A 17023-nucleotide genomic window follows, 5' to 3' on the forward strand; every position below is an offset into this window, starting at 1 on the left:
AGTTCACCGCCACGCCGGAACGGCCGATGGAGGCTGCCCACGGCGTCAGTGGCACAACCGCGCCTCGTGCGCGGCGTGCCCCCCGGGCTCCAGCTGGAAGGTGCAGTGCTCCACGTCGAAGTGCTCGCCCAGACAGTCCTGGAGGTCGTGCAGCATCCTCTCGTGCCCCGCGGCGTCCAGCGTCTCCGCCTCCACCACCACATGCGCGGACAGCACCGGCATCCCCGATGTGATCGTCCACACATGCAGATCATGGACGCCCACCACCCCCGGCAGGGCGATGATGTGCGCCCGTACCTCGGCCATGTCCACGTGCCGGGGCGCGGCCTCCAGCAGTACGTCCAGCGCCTCGCGCAGCAGCCGCAGGGTGCGCGGCACGATCATCAGGGCGATCAGCAGCGAGGCGGCCGGGTCGGCCTGGGTCCAGCCGGTGGCCATGATCACCAGGGCGGAGAGGACCACGGCCAGCGAGCCCAGTGCGTCCGAGAGCACCTCCAGGAAGGCCCCGCGCACATTGAGGCTCTCCCGCTGGCCGCGCATCAGCAGCCCCAGCGAGATCAGGTTGGCCACCACGCCCACCAGGCCGAAGACCACCGTCAGACTGCCGTGCACCCCGGCCGGCTCGGCGAACCGCTCGATCGCCTGGACCAGGATGAAGCCGCCCACCCCCAGCAGCAGCAGGCAGTTGAGCAGGGCCGCCAGGATCTCGGCGCGGGCGTAGCCATAGGTGCGCCGCCCGGCCGCCGGGCGGCCGGCGAAGTGAATGGCCACCAGGGACATGGAGATCCCCACCGCGTCGGTGGCCATATGGCCGGCGTCCGCCAGCAGCGCCAGCGAGCCGGTGAGCACGCTGCCCACCACCTCCGCCACCAGCACGGTCAGGGTGATGCCCAGGGCCATGCGCAGCCGTCCGCGGTAGGCGGCCGCCGCCGTGGTGCCTGGGGCGGGCGGGGAACCGCCGTGCGCGTGGCCGTGGTCATGACCTGCGCCCATGCCGCCTCCTTGGCTCCCTGGCCCGCGCCGGCCGAAGCCCCCGGTGGACTACGGACGCCCGGCGACCGCCTGCGGGCGGTGCAGGCACCAGCCCTCCCAGGCCGAGGTGACCATGCTCCGCACATCGTGCACCGGCCGCCAGCCCAGTTCCTCGCCGATCCGCCGGTTGGCGGCCACCACCCGGGCCGGATCGCCGGGCCGGCGCGGCCCCACCTCGGGCGGCAGGCCGGTACGTCCGGTGACCTCGGCGATCAGGTCCGCCATCTCGCGCACCGACACCCCCTGCCCGGTGCCCACATTGAGGGTGAGGTCGCCGCCGCCCGGCCGCTCGGCCAGCCGGCGGGCCGCGGCGAGGTGGGCGGTGGCCAGGTCCTCGATGTGGATGTAGTCACGGACGCAGGTGCCGTCCGGGGTGTCGTAGTCGTCCCCGAAGATCCGCGGCCGCTCGCCGCGGGTGATCCGGTCGAACATCATCGGGATGATGTTGAACACACCGGTGTCGGCCAGCTCCGGCGTCGCCGCGCCGGCCACATTGAAGTAGCGCAGGCACGCGGTGGAGATGCCATGGGCGGCCCCGACCGAGCGGACCAGCCACTCCCCGGCCAGCTTGGTCTGACCGTAGGGGTTGATCGGGACGCAGGGCGTCTCCTCGGTGACCAGCTCCACATCCGGCATCCCGTAGACGGCTGCCGAGGAGGAGAAGACAAAGCTGCCGATCCCGGCCGCCACCACCGCCTCCAGCAGCACGGTCAGGCCGTGCACGTTCTCCCGGTAGTAGCGCAGCGGCTGCTCCACCGACTCGCCGACCTGCTTCTTGGCCGCCAGGTGCACCACACCGGTCACACCCAGCTCGGCGAAGGCGCGGTCCAGCACCGGGCGGTCCAGCACCGAGCCATGCACCAGCGGCACCTCCCGGGGCAGCCGGCCGGGGACGCCGCTGGACAGGTCGTCCAGTACGGCCACCTGCTCGCCGGCCGCGAGCATGGCCCGCGCCACATGCGCTCCGATGTATCCGGCACCGCCGGTGATCAGCCAGGTCATGACCGCACCCTAGACCAGCCGGGCGGGCGGACGAGAAGTCCGCGCGCGGGGAGCGCCAGGCGCGACCCGGCGCGGAACTCCTGGCGCGGCCCAAACGTCCTGTCGATGGCGGGACGGCGGCGGTGACCACCGGCTCCCGGTGATCCGATAGCCTCTGCCGACGTGCCGCACGCCCCCCGGGGACGGGTCCCGCGTGCCGTGCCCGCTGCCCGGACGCCCGGTGGGACCGAGGCGGCCGCCGTCCGCTTCACCAAGGAGTGAGTTCGTCTGTCGACCGCCATCCTCACCGGTTTGCCGCCCGCCGGCTCCTCCCTCGAGGGCGACCTGCGGTCCCTGGGCTTTGATGTGCGCACGGCGACCGACGCCGCCGAGGCGGCCGCCACGCTGACGGCCGTCCCGGCCGGTGAGCGGGTCGCGGTGGTGGACCCCCACTTCGTCGGCCACCGCCATGCGCTGCGCCTGGCGCTGACCGATCCGCGCTACCCGGCGGCCGCGGTGGCCGGCGCACTCACCGCCCAGCCGGAGGCCCGCGCCGCGCTGGCCCGGGCCCTGGCGGACGACGGGGCGGCACCCGACACCCTGGCCACCCGGCTGGAAGCCCTTGGCACCCCCGTGCACCGCCCCGAGCTGGGTGTGCTGGTCGCCGAGGTACCGGCCGACGCCGAAGCCCGGGCCAAGGCCATGGGCAATGTGGCCGCCATCGACGACGAGGCGCTGCGGCTGCGCAGCGCGGTGAAGTCCCGCGACGGGTTCTTCACCACCTTCTGCATCAGCCCCTACTCCCGCTACCTGGCCCGCTGGTGCGCCCGCCGGGGCCTGACCCCCAACCAGGTGACCACCGCCTCGCTGCTCACCGCGCTGATCGCGGCCGGCTGCGCGGCCACCGGCACCCGGGCCGGCTTTGCCGCCGCGGGCCTGCTGCTGATCGCCTCCTTCGTCCTGGACTGCACCGACGGCCAGCTGGCCCGCTACTCGCTGCAGTACTCCACCCTGGGTGCCTGGCTGGACGCCACCTTCGACCGCGCCAAGGAGTACGCCTACTACGCGGGCCTGGCGCTGGGCGCGGCCCGTGGCGGCGACGACGTATGGGCGCTGGCGCTGGGCGCCATGGTCCTGCAGACCTGCCGGCATGTCGTGGACTTCGCCTTCAACGAGGCCAACCATGACGCCACCGGCAACACCAGCCCCACCGCCGCCCTCTCCGGCAAGCTGGACAGCGTCGGCTGGACGGTCTGGGCCCGCCGCATGATCATCCTGCCGATCGGGGAGCGCTGGGCGCTGATAGCGGTGCTCACCGCGCTCACCACCCCCCGCATCGTCTTCACGGTCCTGCTGATCGGCTGCGCCTTCGCCGCCTGCTACACCACCGCCGGCCGGGTGCTGCGCTCCCTGGCCCGCAAGGCCCGCCGCACCGACCGCGCCGCCCAGGCGCTCTACGACCTCTCCGACTCCGGGCCGCTGGCCGAGGGCGTACGCGCCACCCTCGGCCGGGTGGTGCCCGCCGCCTCGTACACCGCCCCGCTGTTCGCGCTGCTGGGCGCGGCCGTACTGCTCGCCGACCCGGTCTTCGCCGGCAACGGCGCCACCTGGCCGGGCGTCGCCCGGGCCCTGGCGTACACCGTCCTCACCGGCCTGGCCGTGGCCCGGCCGCTCAAGGGCGCCCTGGACTGGCTGGTCCCGCCGGTGCTGCGTGCCGGGGAATACTGCCTGGTCCTCGCGCTGGCCGCGCACTCGTCCGCCCCCGGTGCGCTCCCCGCCGCATTCGGCCTGGTGGCCGCGGTCGCCTACCATCACTACGACACGGTGTACCGCATCCGCGGTGGCACCGGCGCGCCGCCCCACTGGCTGGTGCGGGCGATCGGCGGGCACGAGGGACGGGTCCTGACGGTGACCATCGCCGCCGTCCTGTGGCCGGGGCAGGGCTTCACGACTGCGCTGACGGTCCTGGCGGCCGCCATCGCGCTGGCGGTGCTCAGCGAGAGCATCCGCTTCTGGGTGTCCTCCGGGGCGCCCGCAGTACACGACGAAACAGGAGAACCCGCATGATCGGCCTCGTGCTGGCAGCCGGCGCCGGACGCCGTCTGCGCCCCTACACCGACACCCTGCCCAAGGCCCTGGTGCCCGTCGACGGTGACATCACCGTGCTCGACCTCACCCTGGCCAACTTCGCGGAGGTCGGCCTGACCGAGGTCGCGATCGTCGTCGGCTACCGCAAGGAGGCCGTCTACGAGCGTCAGGCGGCGCTGGAGGCGAAGTACGGCCTCAAGCTGACCCTGATCGACAACGACAAGGCCGAGGAGTGGAACAACGCCTACTCCCTGTGGTGCGCTCGTGAGGTGCTCGGCCGCGGTGTGATCCTGGCCAACGGCGACACCGTCCACCCGGTCTCCGTCGAGAAGACCCTGCTCGCCGCGCGCGGCGACGGCCAGAAGATCATCCTCGCCCTGGACACGGTGAAGAACCTGGCCGACGAGGAGATGAAGGTCATCGTGGACGGCGACAAGGGCGTCCAGAGGATCACCAAGCTGATGGACCCGGCCACCGCCACCGGTGAGTACATCGGTGTCACCCTGATCGAGCCGGAGGCCGCCGCCGAGCTGGCCGACGCGCTCAAGGCCACCTTCGAGAAGGACCCCGACCTCTACTACGAGGACGGCTACCAGGAGCTGGTCAACCGCGGCTTCAAGATCGACACCGCGCCGATCGGCGACGTCAAGTGGGTCGAGATCGACAACCACGACGACCTCGCCAAGGGCCGGGAGATCGCGTGCCAGTACTGACGAGGCTCATCCCCTCGCCGGTCGTCGTCGACATCCGGGCCGGAGCCCTGAACGATCTCGCCAGTGTCCTCGCCGACCAGCGGATCTCCAGCTCCGGCAAGCTGGCCGTCGCCATCAGCGGCGGCTCCGGGGCGGTGCTGCGCGAGCGGCTCGCCCCGGCGCTGCCCGGCGCCTCCTGGTACGAGGTGGGCGGCGGCACCCTGGACGACGCCATCCGGCTGGCGGACGCCATGAAGTCCGGGCACTACGACGCCGTGGTCGGCCTGGGCGGCGGCAAGATCATCGACTGTGCGAAGTTCGCCGCCGCGCGCATCGGCAAGCCGCTGGTCGCGGTGGCCACCAACCTCTCGCACGACGGCCTGTGCTCGCCGGTGGCCACCCTGGACAACGACGCCGGCCGTGGCTCCTACGGCGTGCCCAACCCGATCGCCGTGGTCATCGACCTCGATGTGATCCGCCAGGCACCGGTGCGCTACATCCGCTCCGGCATCGGCGACGCCATCTCCAACATCTCCTCGGTCGCCGACTGGGAGCTGTCCAACCGGGTCACCGGAGAGGCCATCGACGGACTGGCCGCCGCCATGGCCCGCCAGGCCGGCGAGGCCGTGCTGCGCCACCCCGGCGGGGTCGGCGACGACGGCTTCCTCCAGGTGCTCGCCGAGGGACTGGTACTCACCGGCATCTCCATGTCCGTCGCCGGCGACAGCCGCCCGGCCTCCGGCGCCTGCCATGAGATCAACCACGCCTTCGACCTGCTCTACCCCAAGCGCGCCGCCCCGCATGGCGAACAGTGCGGCCTGGGCGCCGCCTTCGCCATGCACCTGCGCGGTGCCCGCGAGGAGTCCGCGCTGATGGTCGAGGCGCTGCGCCGGCACGGCCTGCCGGTGCTGCCCGCCGACATCGGCTTCACCGAGGACGAGTTCGTCCGCGCCGTGGAGTTCGCGCCGCGAACGCGCCCGGGGCGGTACACCATCCTGGAACACCTCGACCTCTCCACCGACCAGATCAGGGACGCATACGCCGACTATGCAGAAACCGTCAGTCGCTGAACTCCGCCCGGTCGTCCACCCGTTGGGCGTGAAGGACCGGCGCAGCGGTGAGCACTGGGCGGGTCGCCTGTACATGCGGGAGATCTCGCTGCGGGTGGACCGGCACCTGGTGAACACCAGGGTCACGCCCAACCAGCTCACCTATCTGATGACCGTCGCGGGCGCCCTCGCGGCCCCGGCCCTGCTGGTGCCGGGGATCGCGGGCGCCGTGCTCGGCGTGGTCATGGTCCAGCTCTATCTGCTGCTGGACTGCGTCGACGGCGAGATCGCCCGCTGGAAGAAGCAGTACTCGATGTCCGGCGTCTACCTGGACCGGGTCGCCGCCTATCTGTGCGATGCCGCGGTCCTGGTCGGCCTGGGCCTGCGCGCCTCCGACCCATGGGGCGGCGGCCGGATCAACTGGCTGTGGGCCTTTCTCGGCACCCTCGCCGCGCTCGGCGCCATCCTGATCAAGGCCGAGACCGACCTCGTCGGCGTCGCCCGCCACCAGGCCGGCCTGCCGCCGGTCAAGGAGGCCGCTGCCGAGCCGCGCTCCTCCGGCATGGCGCTGGCCCGCAAGGCCGCCGCGGCGCTGAAGTTCCACCGGCTGATCCTCGGGATCGAGGCATCCCTGCTGATCCTGGTCCTGGCCATCGTGGACGCGAGCAGGGGAGACCTGTTCTTCACCCGGCTCGGCACCGCCGTCCTGGCAGGCATCGCCCTGCTCCAGACGCTGCTGCACCTGGTGTCCGTCCTGGCCTCGAGCAGGCTGCGATGAGCGCCCCCGCGATGAAGGTCGGCGCGGTCGTGCTGACCATGGGCAACCGCCCCGAGGAACTGCGCGCCCTGCTGGAGTCGGTGGCCAAGCAGACCGGCGACCCCATCGAGGTCGCCGTGGTCGGCAATGGCTCCCCGCTGCCCGAGCTGAACGTCCCCGGCCTGACCGTACGGACCGTGGAACTGCCCGAGAACGTGGGCATCCCGGCCGGCCGCAACGTCGGCATAGAAGCCTTCGGCCCGGCCGGCCGCGAGGTCGACATCCTGCTGTTCCTGGACGACGACGGACTGCTGCCCGGCCAGGACACCGCCGAACTGTGCCGCCGGGCATTCACGGACGACCCGGAACTGGGCATCATCAGCTTCCGCATCGCCGACCCGGACACCGGGGTCACCCAGCGCCGCCATGTGCCGCGGCTGCGGGCCTCCGACCCGATGCGCTCCTCCCGGGTGACCACTTTCCTGGGCGGCGCCAACGCGGTGCGCACCCGGGTCTTCGCCGAGGTCGGCGGCCTGCCGGACGAGTTCTTCTACGCCCATGAGGAGACCGACCTGGCCTGGCGGGCGCTGGACGCCGGGTGGCTGATCGACTACCGCGCGGACATGGTGCTGTACCACCCCACCACCGCCCCCAGCCGGCACGCGGTCTACCACCGCATGGTCGCCCGCAACCGGGTCTGGCTGGCCCGCCGCAACCTCCCCGCCCTGCTGGTCCCCGTCTATGTGGGGGTCTGGCTGCTGCTGACGCTGGCCCGGCGGCCCTCGCTGCCGGCGCTGCGCGCCTGGTTCGGCGGCTTCCGGGAGGGCTGGACGACGCCCTGCGGTCCACGGCGTCCGATGAAGTGGCGTACCGTTTGGCGCCTGACCCGACTGGGCCGACCGCCCGTGATCTGACAAGCTCGTGTCGGAGAACACCGGGCGCCGCCGGGGCCAGGCCCCGGGCGGCGCATCTAGCAGACGAAAGTGTCAACTGTGAGCGAGACAACGCACGACAGTGCGGTCGTGGTGAGTGCCCCGCCCTCGCCCGACGGCGGCCTGTCGGCCGCCGAGCTGGCCGGGAAGTACGGCCTGTCGGTGAGCGGCGCCCGGCCTTCGCTGCGGGAGTACGCCCGGCAGCTGTGGGCCCGGCGGCACTTCATCCTGGCCTTCTCCCGGGCCAAGCTGACCGCTCAGTACAGCCAGGCCAAGCTGGGCCAGATCTGGCAGGTGGCCACCCCGCTGCTGAACGCGGCGGTGTACTACCTCATCTTCGGCCTGCTGATGGACAGCAAGCGCCATGTGGGAGACGGCACTCCCCAGGCGTTCATCCCGTTCCTGGTGACCGGCGTCTTTGTCTTTACCTTCACCCAGAGCTCCGCCATGGCCGGTGTCCGGGCGATCTCCGGCAACCTCGGCCTGGTGCGGGCGCTGCATTTCCCGCGCGCCGCGCTGCCGGTGTCCTTCGCTCTCCAGCAGCTCCAGCAGCTGCTGTACTCGATGGTGGTCCTGCTGGCCATCGTGGTCGGCTGCGGCCATATGCCCCGGCTGTCCTGGCTCATGATCATCCCGGCGCTGGTCTGCCAGTTCTTCTTCAACACCGGGCTGGCCATGGTGCTGGCGCGGCTGGGCAGCAAGACGCCGGACCTGGCGCAGCTGCTGCCCTTTGTCCTGCGCACCTGGATGTATATGTCCGGCGTGATGTATCCGCTGATCAACAACCTCAAGCGGATGCATGCCTCGCCCTGGGTGGTCGACCTGATCAGTTCCAATCCGGCGGCCGTCTATATCGACCTGATGCGTTTCTCCCTGATGGGCCATATAAAGGGCGCTCCGCTGCCCCAGCATGTGTGGCCGCTGGCGATCGGCTGGGCGGTTGTGCTGGGCATCGGCGGATTCGTCTACTTCTGGAAGGCTGAGGAGCAGTACGGCCGTGGCTGAGCAGAAGCAGAACGAGCGTATTCCGACCGTGATCGCGGACGATGTGCACATCGTCTACCGGGTGCACGGTGGCAGCACCGGCCGGGGCAGTGCCACCGCCGCCCTGAACCGCATGGTGCGCCGTAAGCCGGGTGCGGGGGTGCGTGAGGTGCATGCGGTGAAGGGGGTGAGTTTCACCGCGTACCGGGGTGAGGCGATCGGTCTGATCGGTTCCAATGGCTCGGGGAAGTCGACGCTGTTGAAGGCGATCGCGGGGCTGCTGCCGACCGAGCGCGGCAAGGTCTACACCGATGGCCAGCCCTCGCTGCTGGGGGTGAACGCGGCGATGATGAACGACCTGACCGGTGAGAAGAATGTGGTGCTGGGCGGTCTGGCGATGGGGATGTCCCGGGAGCAGATCCGTTCGCGTTACCAGGAGATCGTGGATTTCTCCGGGATCAATGAGAAGGGTGACTTCATCACCCTGCCGATGCGGACGTATTCCTCGGGTATGGCGGCCCGGCTGCGGTTTTCCATCGCGGCGGCCAAGGATCATGACGTTCTGATGATCGATGAGGCGCTGGCCACCGGTGACCGGGCGTTCCAGAAGCGGTCCGAGGAGCGGGTGCGGCAACTGCGGGAGCAGGCCGGGACGGTGTTCCTGGTCAGTCACAACAACCGCTCGATCCGGGACACCTGCACCCGGGTGCTGTGGCTGGAGCGTGGTGAGCTGATGATGGACGGGCCCACCGAGGAAGTGGTCGCGGCGTACGAGAAGGAAACCGCCCGCTGACCGCCGTCAATGAGCCCGGCCCGCCCGGACATTGACACACCATGCCATGTGATGCATGGCATGGTGTGACTCCGCCCACGGCCACCGCAGCCGCCGGCTTCCGGCGCGAGGGCCCCGGCCCAGTCCGGACCGGCCTCCCCGGTGGTGAACTCGGGCGGATCAAGAGGGGGACCTCGGGGTACACCGGATACTTGTACGGCGTACGCTGTAGCGTGCTTCGCGGTGATGTGCGGTGCCGCCCGGGCGCCCGCGCCACCGGACGCGAAGCCATGGGGGAGGGCTCAAGGGGGAGCCGCCGGGCGGGGTCGCGCTGCGGCGTGTCCGAAATAGGATGTTCTGGGTCGGCAGTGTAGAAACGGAGATGTGACGGCAATGGCTACGGGAACTCTCCAGATCCGAGGCGCGCACGCCGTCTCCGGTTTGGGCAGCCCGCGATGACCGCGGGGACGGACGCGCATGAGCGCGCCGTGCTCGACAAGGCCGCGCACGAGAACTTCCCGGTGGCGCCGTTCTTCCTGCCCCGCGCCTGGCGGGACGACCTGATGGCGGTCTACGGCTACGCCCGGTTCGTCGACGACATCGGCGACGGCGACCTGCCGCACGCCGCCCGCGACGCCGAGCTGCTGGGCCTGGACCGGGAGCAGAGCGAGGACCGGCCGGCCATGCTGGACGCCTTCGAGGCCGATCTGCGCCGGGTCTTCGACCACACCGGCACCGGCCCCCGCCACCCCCTGCTGCTGCGCCTGCGGCCCACCGTCCGCCGGCGTTCACTGACCCCCGAGCCCTTCCTGGGCCTGATCGAGGCCAACCGGCAGGACCAGCGGGTGCGCCGCTACGCCACCTACCAGGACCTGCTCGGCTACTGCGAGCTCTCCGCCAACCCGGTCGGCCGGCTGGTGCTCGCCATCACCGGCACCGGCAGCCCCGAGCGGATCCGCCGTTCGGACGCGGTCTGCACCGCGCTGCAGATCGTCGAGCACCTCCAGGACGTCGCCGAGGACCTCGGCCGCGACCGGGTCTACCTCCCGGCCGAGGACATGAGGCGTTTCCACGTCACGGAGGCGGACCTCGCCCGCCCCACCGGCAACGCGTCGGTGCGCGCGCTGGTCGCGTACGAGGCGGAACGCGCCCGGCACCTGCTGAATGAAGGCACCCCCCTGGTGGGTAGCGTCCACGGCAGGCTGAGGCTGTTGCTCGCGGGGTTCGTGGGCGGAGGGAGAGCCGCGCTCAGAGCGGTCGCCGCCGCGGGGCATGACGTACTCCCAGGACCGCCCAAGCCCACCAAGCTCAGCTTGCTGCGCGAGGTGGGGGCGACACTGCGAAGAGAGGGGTGAGCGGGACCGTGATCGGAACGCCACACGCGTCCGCACCGGTACTCGCCGCGTACAGCTACTGCGAGGCCGTCACCGGACAGCAGGCCGGCAACTTCAGCTATGGCATCAGACTGCTGCCGACCGCCAAGCGACAGGCGATGTCGGCGCTGTATGCCTTCTCCCGGCGCATCGACGACATCGGCGACGGACCGCTGGACGCCTCCGCCAAGGAACTGCGGCTGGAGGACACCCGGGCGGTGCTGGCCCGGATAAGGGACGGCGAGGTCGACGAGGACGACACCGACCCGGTGGCCGTCGCGCTGGCCCATGCCGCGCGGCGCTTTCCCATTCCGCTCGGCGCGCTCGACGAACTGATCGACGGAGTCCAGATGGACGTTCGCGGTCAGACCTATGAGAGCTGGGACGACCTCGCCGACTACTGCCGGTGTGTCGCGGGCTCCATCGGCCGGCTCTCGCTCGGTGTGTTCGGCACCGTGCCCGGGGCGCGGGACACCGAACGCGCCGCCGAGTACGCCAACACGCTGGGCCTGGCGCTTCAGCTCACCAACATCCTGCGTGATGTGCGCGAGGACGCGGCCAACGGCCGTACCTATCTGCCCTCCGACGACCTCGCCAAGTTCGGCTGCTCGGACGGCTTCCACTCCGCCAGTCCACCCGCCGGGGCCGACTTCACCGGGCTGGTGGCCTTCGAGGTCCGCCGGGCCCGGGCGCTGTTCGCCGAGGGGATGCGGCTGCTGCCCATGCTGGACCGGCGCAGCGGCGCCTGTGTCGCCGCCATGTCCGGCATCTACCGCAGGCTCCTGGAGCGCATCGCCGAGGACCCGCAGGCCGTGCTGCGCGGCCGGGTGTCCCTGCCCGGGCGGGAGAAGGCCCTGGTGGCCGTGCGCGGCCTGTCCGGTTACGACGCGCGCAGCGTCCACCGGCAGACCGCCAGGGGGCGCGCTTGATGACCTGCGCGCACACCGCTGACCGGTGTGCGAACCGGCACCGCGTGAGGGGCGCAACCCTCCGCCCGGTAGACGCGTCCCTGACAGCAGCCGAGGGGGTGGGAGCATGACGGCGGAACCGGCGACCCGGCCCGGTCGGCTCCAAACAGACGAGGCAGGCCGCCCCACGGGGGCGGCCGCGGTAGTGATCGGGGGCGGGCTGGCCGGCATCACGGCCGCGCTCCGGCTCGCCGACGCCGGGCTGAAGGTCACCCTGCTGGAGGGCCGGCCCCGGCTGGGCGGCCTGGCCTTCTCCTTCCGGCGCGGGGAGCTGACCGTCGACAACGGGCAGCATGTCTTCCTGCGCTGCTGCACCGCCTACCGCTGGTTCCTCCAGCGGATCGGCGCCACCCATCTGGCCCCGGTCCAGGACCGGCTGGATGTGCCGGTGCTGGACGTCGGTCACCCCTCCGGGCGGCCCCGGCTGGGCCGGCTGCGGCGCGCCGCGCTGCCGGTGCCGCTGCACCTGGCCGCCAGCCTGGCCGGCTATCCGCATCTGTCGGCCGCCGAGCGGCTGAGCGTGGGACGGGCGGCGCTGGCGCTGAAGAAGCTCGACCCGGCCGATCCGGCGCTGGACGGCGTGGACTTCGGCGGCTGGCTGCGGGCACACGGCCAATCCGCCCGTACCGTCGAGGCGTTGTGGGACCTGGTGGGCATCGCCACCCTCAACGCCCCTGCCGGAGAAGCCTCGTTGGGGCTGGCGGCGATGGTTTTCAAGACCGGTCTGCTCACCGAGCCCGGCGCCGCCGACATCGGCTGGGCGAGCGTGCCGCTGGGCGAGCTGCATGACATCCGTACCCGGGCCGCCCTGGAGCGGGCCGGGGTGCGGGTCGCGCTGCGCACCCGGGTCGGCGGGATCGCCGCGGACGCGGACGGCGGCTGGCGGGTGACCGCGCAGCGCGGCACCGGCGAGCCCGAGCACCTGCGGGCGGACACGGTGGTGCTGGCGGTGCCGCAGCAGGAGGCCCGTCCGCTGCTGCCGGACGGTGCGCTGGACGATCCGGACCGGCTGCTGGAAATCGGCACCGCGCCGATCCTCAACCTCCATGTGGTCTATGACCGCAAGGTGCTGCGCCGCCCGTTCTTCACCGCACTGGGCAGCCCGGTGCAGTGGGTCTTCGACCGCACCGAGTCCTCCGGGCTGGCCGGCGGCGGCCAGTACCTGGCCGTCTCCCAGTCGGCCGCCCAGCAGGACATCGACCGGCCCGTGGCCGAGCTGCGCGAGCGCTATCTGCCCGAGCTGGCACGGCTGTTGCCGGCCGCGCGCGGCGCTCGGGTACGGGACTTCTTCGTCACCCGGGAGCGGACGGCCACGTTCGCGCCCACTCCGGGCGTCGGCCGGCTGCGGCCGGGCGCCCGTACCCACGCGCCCGGCCTGTTCCTGGCCGGCGCGTGGACCGCCACCGGCTGGCCCGCGACCATGGAGGGCGCTGTGCGCAGCGGCCTGAGCGCCGCGGACGAGGCGCTCACCGGGCTCGGCCGGCCGCGGCGTGACCTCCTGTGGGAGGCGGCGTGAGAGCGGGCGGCACCAGACCAGACGGCTTGACCCAGCGAGCCTTCCAGGCGCGCGCTTCCGAGGCGGAGCGCGCGTGAGCACGATCACCCAAGGAGAGACCGTGACTTCGGCGATCCCAGCTTGCGACACCGAGGGCGTACACGCCCTGCTGGAGCGCGGACGGGCGCTTGCCACGCCGGTGCTGCGTGCCGCCGTGGGCAGACTCGCGGCGCCCATGGACACCACGGCCGCGTACCACTTCGGCTGGATCGACGCCGAGGGACGGCCCACCGACGGCGACAGCGGCAAGGCCGTGCGCCCCGCGCTGGCCCTGCTGTCCGCCGAGGCGGCCGGGGCATCGCCCGAGACCGGGGTGCCCGGCGCGGTGGCGGTGGAGCTGGTGCACAACTTCTCGCTGCTGCACGACGACCTGATGGACGGCGACGAGCAGCGGCGGCACCGGGACACGGTGTGGAAGGTGCACGGTCCGGCCCAGGCCATCCTGGTCGGTGACGCCCTGTTCGCGCTGGCCAACGAGGTGCTGCTGGAGCTGGGCAGCGCGGAGGCGGCCCGGGCCACCAAGCGGCTGACCACCGCCACCCGCAAGCTGATCGACGGTCAGGCCCAGGACATCTCCTTCGAGCACCGGGAGCGGGTCACCGTCGAGGAGTGCCTGGAGATGGAGGGCAACAAGACCGGCGCCCTGCTGGCCTGTGCCTCCTCCATCGGCGCGGTGCTCGGCGGCGCCGACGACCGTACCGCCGACGCCCTGGAGGACTACGGCTACCACCTGGGCCTGGCCTTCCAGGCGGTGGACGACCTGCTGGGGATCTGGGGCGACCCGGAGGCCACCGGCAAGCAGACCTGGAGCGATCTGCGCCAGCGCAAGAAGTCGCTGCCGGTGGTGGCCGCGCTGGCGGCCGGCGGCCCGGCCTCCGAGCGGCTGGCCCGCATCCTCGCCGCCGACGCCAAGAGCGAAAGCGACCCGGCCGGCTTCGACGAGGAGGAATTCGCCACCCGCGCGGCGTTGATCGAGGAGGCGGGCGGCCGGGAATGGACCTCCCAGGAGGCCCGCCGTCAGCACACCACCGCCATCGAGGCCCTGAACCGGGTGGACATCCCGCCGGCGGTCCGGGCCCAGCTGGTGGCCCTCGCCGACTTCGTTGTCGTACGGAAGAGATGATGACTATTCACCGAACCCCTCACCGATCCTGAAGATCGCGGTCGCCGGCCGGTGCCTGGCACCGGCCGACGGAACCCCGAGTACGGCAGAGAAGAGACTCACCGCAATAGGGGAAGCCAATGACAGCGACGACCGACGGCACCGGCGCCACCGTCGAGGTGACGCCTCGCGCCGCCGCGGAGCGGGCCACCGCCCGCGCCACCGAGCACCTGCTCGCGCTCCAGGACGCGCAGGGCTGGTGGAAGGGCGACCTGGAGACCAATGTCACCATGGACGCCGAAGATTTGATGCTCCGTCAATTCCTGGGCATTCAGGACCGGCGGACCACCGAGGCCGCCGCCCGTTTCATCCGGGCCGAGCAGCGCCCGGACGGCACCTGGGCCACCTTTCACGGCGGGCCGGGGGAGTTGTCCACCACCATCGAGGCCTATGCGGCGCTGCGGCTGGCCGGGGACGCCCCCGACGCCCCGCATATGGCCGCCGCCTCCGCCTGGATCCGCGAGCACGGCGGGATCGCCGCCGCCCGGGTCTTCACCCGCATCTGGCTGACGCTCTTCGGCTGGTGGAAATGGGAGCACCTGCCCGAGCTGCCGCCCGAGATCATGTTTGTGCCCAAGTGGTTTCCGCTGAACATCTATGACTTCGGCTGCTGGGCCCGGCAGACCATTGTTCCACTGACCGTTGTCTCCGCGCTGCGGCCGGTACGGCCCGCGCCCTTCCCGCTGGACGAGCTGCACACCGACCCCCGCCGGCCCGTCCCGCCCCGCCCGCCGGCCCCGGCGGCCAGCTGGGACGGCTTCTTCCAGCGGCTGGACAAGGCGCTGCACACCTACCGCAGATTCGCCCCGCGGCTCCTGCGCAAGGCCGCCGTCGACTCCGCCGCCCGCTGGATCATCGAGCGGCAGGAGAACGACGGCTGCTGGGGCGGCATCCAGCCGCCGGCCGTCTACTCCGTCATCGCCCTGCATCTGCTCGGCTATGACCTCGACCACCCGGTGCTGCGGGCCGGCATCGAATCGCTGGACCGGTTCGCCGTGTGGCGAGAGAGCGAGGACGGCCCGGTCCGGATGATCGAGGCATGCCAGTCCCCGGTCTGGGACACCTGCCTGGCCACCATCGCGCTCGCCGACGCCGGGCTGCCGGCCGACCACCCGGCCCTGGTCAAGGCGGCCGACTGGATGCTGGACGAGCAGATCGGCCGGCCCGGCGACTGGACCGTGCGACGGCCTCAACTGACCCCCGGAGGCTGGGCGTTCGAGTTCCACAACGACAACTACCCGGATATCGACGACACCGCCGAGGTGGTGCTGGCGCTCAAGCGGGTGGCACATCCACGGCCCGAACGCGTCGAGGCGGCCATCCGGCGGGCCATGAGCTGGACCGTGGGCATGCAGTCCAAGAACGGCGCCTGGGGCGCCTTTGACGCCGACAACACCAGCCCGTTCCCCAACCGGCTGCCGTTCTGCGACTTCGGCGAGGTCATCGACCCGCCCTCGGCCGATGTCACCGCCCATGTGGTGGAGGCGCTGGCGGCGCTGGGCAAACAGCATGACCCCCGGGCCCGGCGCGGCATCGAATGGCTGCTGGCCGAACAGGAGGAGAGCGGCGCCTGGTTCGGCCGCTGGGGCGTCAACTATGTCTATGGCACCGGGGCGGTGGTCCCGGCGCTGACCGCCGCCGGACTGCCCGCCGCCCACCCCGCCATCCGCCGGGCCGTCGAGTGGCTGGAGCGGGTGCAGAACCCCGACGGCGGCTGGGGCGAGGATCTGCGCTCCTACCGCGACCCGGAGTGGATCGGCCGCGGGGCCTCCACCGCCTCCCAGACGGCCTGGGCCCTGCTGGCCCTGCTGGCCGCGGGGGAGCGGGATTCCAAGGCGGTGGAACGGGGCGTGGGCTGGCTGGCCAACTCCCAGCGCGAGGACGGTTCCTGGGACGAGCCCTACTTCACCGGCACCGGCTTCCCCTGGGACTTCTCCATCAACTACCACCTCTACCGCCAGGTCTTCCCGCTCACCGCGCTGGGCCGCTATCTGCACGGCGAACCCCTCACTTCCGGCCGCCGGGAGAGCTGATGACCACCGGCACGGGAACCCCCGCCCCCGCACCGCTGCTGATCGCCTGTGCGCTCGGCATCGAGCGCCTGGCCCTGCGCGGCGGGCTCGGCGGGGCGGCCGGTCCCGTGACGGTTCTGCGCACCGGCATGGGACCGCAGGCCGCGGACCGTGCCATCACCCGGGCGCTGGCCGGCCCGCTGAGCGAGGCCGCCGTGATCGCCACCGGATTCTGCGCCGGTCTGGCCCCCGGAATGCACCCCGGGGACCTGGTCGTCGCCGATGAGACCCGTGACCGGGACGGGCACACCGAGTGCGCCGGGGTCGAGCTGCTCGCCAAGGAGCTGGCCCGGGCGGTGTCCGGCCGCGCCATCCACACCGGCCCGCTGGTCGGCTCCGACCATGTAGTGCGCGGCGCCGAGCGCGCCGCGCTGCACGCCGCGGGCGCGGTGGCGGTGGACATGGAGTCCGCCGCCACGCTCCGAAGCGCCGTGCGGGCCGGTTCACGCCCGGTTGCGGCCGTCCGGGTGGTCGTGGACGCTCCAGAACATGAACTCGTACGAATCGGGACCCTGCGCGGTGGAATATCGGCATTCCGTGTGCTGCGCACCGTCCTTCCGGCTTTTTTCGAATGGCACCGTTCTTTGCTGCTCCCCAGGAGGTGAG

15 protein-coding genes are annotated in these 17023 nt (G+C 71.9%); 13 read left to right on the plus strand and 2 right to left on the minus strand.

All coding sequences use genetic code 11. The features are described 5' to 3' along the window. Nucleotides 1-45 precede the first annotated feature (45 nt). Together ACIHFE_RS23645 and galE are read right to left on the minus strand one after the other, a co-directional pair. Nucleotides 46-993, minus strand: a complete 948-nt coding sequence (locus ACIHFE_RS23645) for a cation diffusion facilitator family transporter (RefSeq protein WP_400109365.1) — start codon at nucleotides 991-993, stop codon at nucleotides 46-48. 48 nt (nucleotides 994-1041) lie between these two features. Then, the gene (gene galE / locus ACIHFE_RS23650; RefSeq protein ID WP_400109367.1) at nucleotides 1042-2034 is read right to left on the minus strand and encodes a UDP-glucose 4-epimerase GalE; all 993 of its coding nucleotides are present in this window, start codon (nucleotides 2032-2034) and stop codon (nucleotides 1042-1044) included. A gap of 267 nt (nucleotides 2035-2301) precedes the next feature. Here galE and ACIHFE_RS23655 point away from each other — a divergent pair, with 267 nt between their 5' ends. From ACIHFE_RS23655 to ACIHFE_RS23715, 13 genes are all read left to right on the plus strand, one after another. Then, nucleotides 2302-4080, plus strand: coding sequence for a DUF5941 domain-containing protein (locus ACIHFE_RS23655; protein WP_400109720.1), 1779 nt, complete (start codon nucleotides 2302-2304; stop codon nucleotides 4078-4080). Further along, nucleotides 4077-4814 carry a sugar phosphate nucleotidyltransferase gene (locus tag ACIHFE_RS23660; protein WP_400109368.1) on the plus strand — a complete coding sequence of 246 codons (738 nt, stop codon included), beginning with the start codon at nucleotides 4077-4079 and terminating at the stop codon, nucleotides 4812-4814. Before ACIHFE_RS23655 ends, ACIHFE_RS23660 begins: the two co-directional genes overlap by 4 nt. Further along, the gene (locus ACIHFE_RS23665; protein ID WP_400109370.1) at nucleotides 4802-5863 is read left to right on the plus strand and encodes an iron-containing alcohol dehydrogenase family protein; all 1062 of its coding nucleotides are present in this window, start codon (nucleotides 4802-4804) and stop codon (nucleotides 5861-5863) included. The genes ACIHFE_RS23660 and ACIHFE_RS23665 overlap by 13 nt, the downstream gene beginning before the upstream one ends. Further along, nucleotides 5841-6620 carry a CDP-alcohol phosphatidyltransferase family protein gene (locus ACIHFE_RS23670; protein WP_400109372.1) on the plus strand — a complete coding sequence of 260 codons (780 nt, stop codon included), beginning with the start codon at nucleotides 5841-5843 and terminating at the stop codon, nucleotides 6618-6620. The genes ACIHFE_RS23665 and ACIHFE_RS23670 overlap by 23 nt, the downstream gene beginning before the upstream one ends. Further along, complete coding sequence (locus tag ACIHFE_RS23675) at nucleotides 6617-7513, plus strand: glycosyltransferase family 2 protein (RefSeq protein WP_400109374.1); 897 nt, start codon at nucleotides 6617-6619, stop codon at nucleotides 7511-7513. Before ACIHFE_RS23670 ends, ACIHFE_RS23675 begins: the two co-directional genes overlap by 4 nt. Before the next feature lie 78 nt (nucleotides 7514-7591). After that, nucleotides 7592-8536: an ABC transporter permease gene (locus tag ACIHFE_RS23680; protein WP_400109376.1), complete on the plus strand. Its 945-nt coding sequence runs from the start codon at nucleotides 7592-7594 to the stop codon at nucleotides 8534-8536. After that, on the plus strand, nucleotides 8529-9308 hold the full coding sequence (locus ACIHFE_RS23685) for an ABC transporter ATP-binding protein (RefSeq protein WP_400105912.1): 780 nt from the start codon (nucleotides 8529-8531) through the stop codon (nucleotides 9306-9308). The genes ACIHFE_RS23680 and ACIHFE_RS23685 overlap by 8 nt, the downstream gene beginning before the upstream one ends. Nucleotides 9309-9742: 434 nt before the next feature. Beyond that, complete coding sequence (hpnC, locus tag ACIHFE_RS23690; RefSeq protein ID WP_400109377.1) at nucleotides 9743-10642, plus strand: squalene synthase HpnC; 900 nt, start codon at nucleotides 9743-9745, stop codon at nucleotides 10640-10642. Beyond that, nucleotides 10639-11589 carry a presqualene diphosphate synthase HpnD gene (gene hpnD / locus ACIHFE_RS23695; protein WP_400109379.1) on the plus strand — a complete coding sequence of 317 codons (951 nt, stop codon included), beginning with the start codon at nucleotides 10639-10641 and terminating at the stop codon, nucleotides 11587-11589. Before hpnC ends, hpnD begins: the two co-directional genes overlap by 4 nt. A gap of 106 nt (nucleotides 11590-11695) precedes the next feature. After that, a complete protein-coding gene (gene hpnE, locus ACIHFE_RS23700; protein ID WP_400109381.1) occupies nucleotides 11696-13144 on the plus strand; it encodes a hydroxysqualene dehydroxylase HpnE in 1449 nt (482 codons plus the stop codon). Between the two features lie 100 nt (nucleotides 13145-13244). Next, complete coding sequence (locus ACIHFE_RS23705) at nucleotides 13245-14306, plus strand: polyprenyl synthetase family protein (RefSeq protein WP_400109383.1); 1062 nt, start codon at nucleotides 13245-13247, stop codon at nucleotides 14304-14306. Between the two features lie 119 nt (nucleotides 14307-14425). Beyond that, the gene (gene shc / locus ACIHFE_RS23710) at nucleotides 14426-16378 is read left to right on the plus strand and encodes a squalene--hopene cyclase (RefSeq protein ID WP_400109384.1); all 1953 of its coding nucleotides are present in this window, start codon (nucleotides 14426-14428) and stop codon (nucleotides 16376-16378) included. Continuing rightward, the gene (locus ACIHFE_RS23715; RefSeq protein WP_400109386.1) at nucleotides 16378-17022 is read left to right on the plus strand and encodes a 1-hydroxy-2-methyl-2-butenyl 4-diphosphate reductase; all 645 of its coding nucleotides are present in this window, start codon (nucleotides 16378-16380) and stop codon (nucleotides 17020-17022) included. Before shc ends, ACIHFE_RS23715 begins: the two co-directional genes overlap by 1 nt. The last annotated feature ends 1 nt before the right edge of the window (nucleotide 17023 follow it).

The sequence above is a fragment of the Streptomyces sp. NPDC052396 genome (assembly GCF_044593195.1).
Classification (GTDB): domain Bacteria; phylum Actinomycetota; class Actinomycetes; order Streptomycetales; family Streptomycetaceae; genus Streptomyces.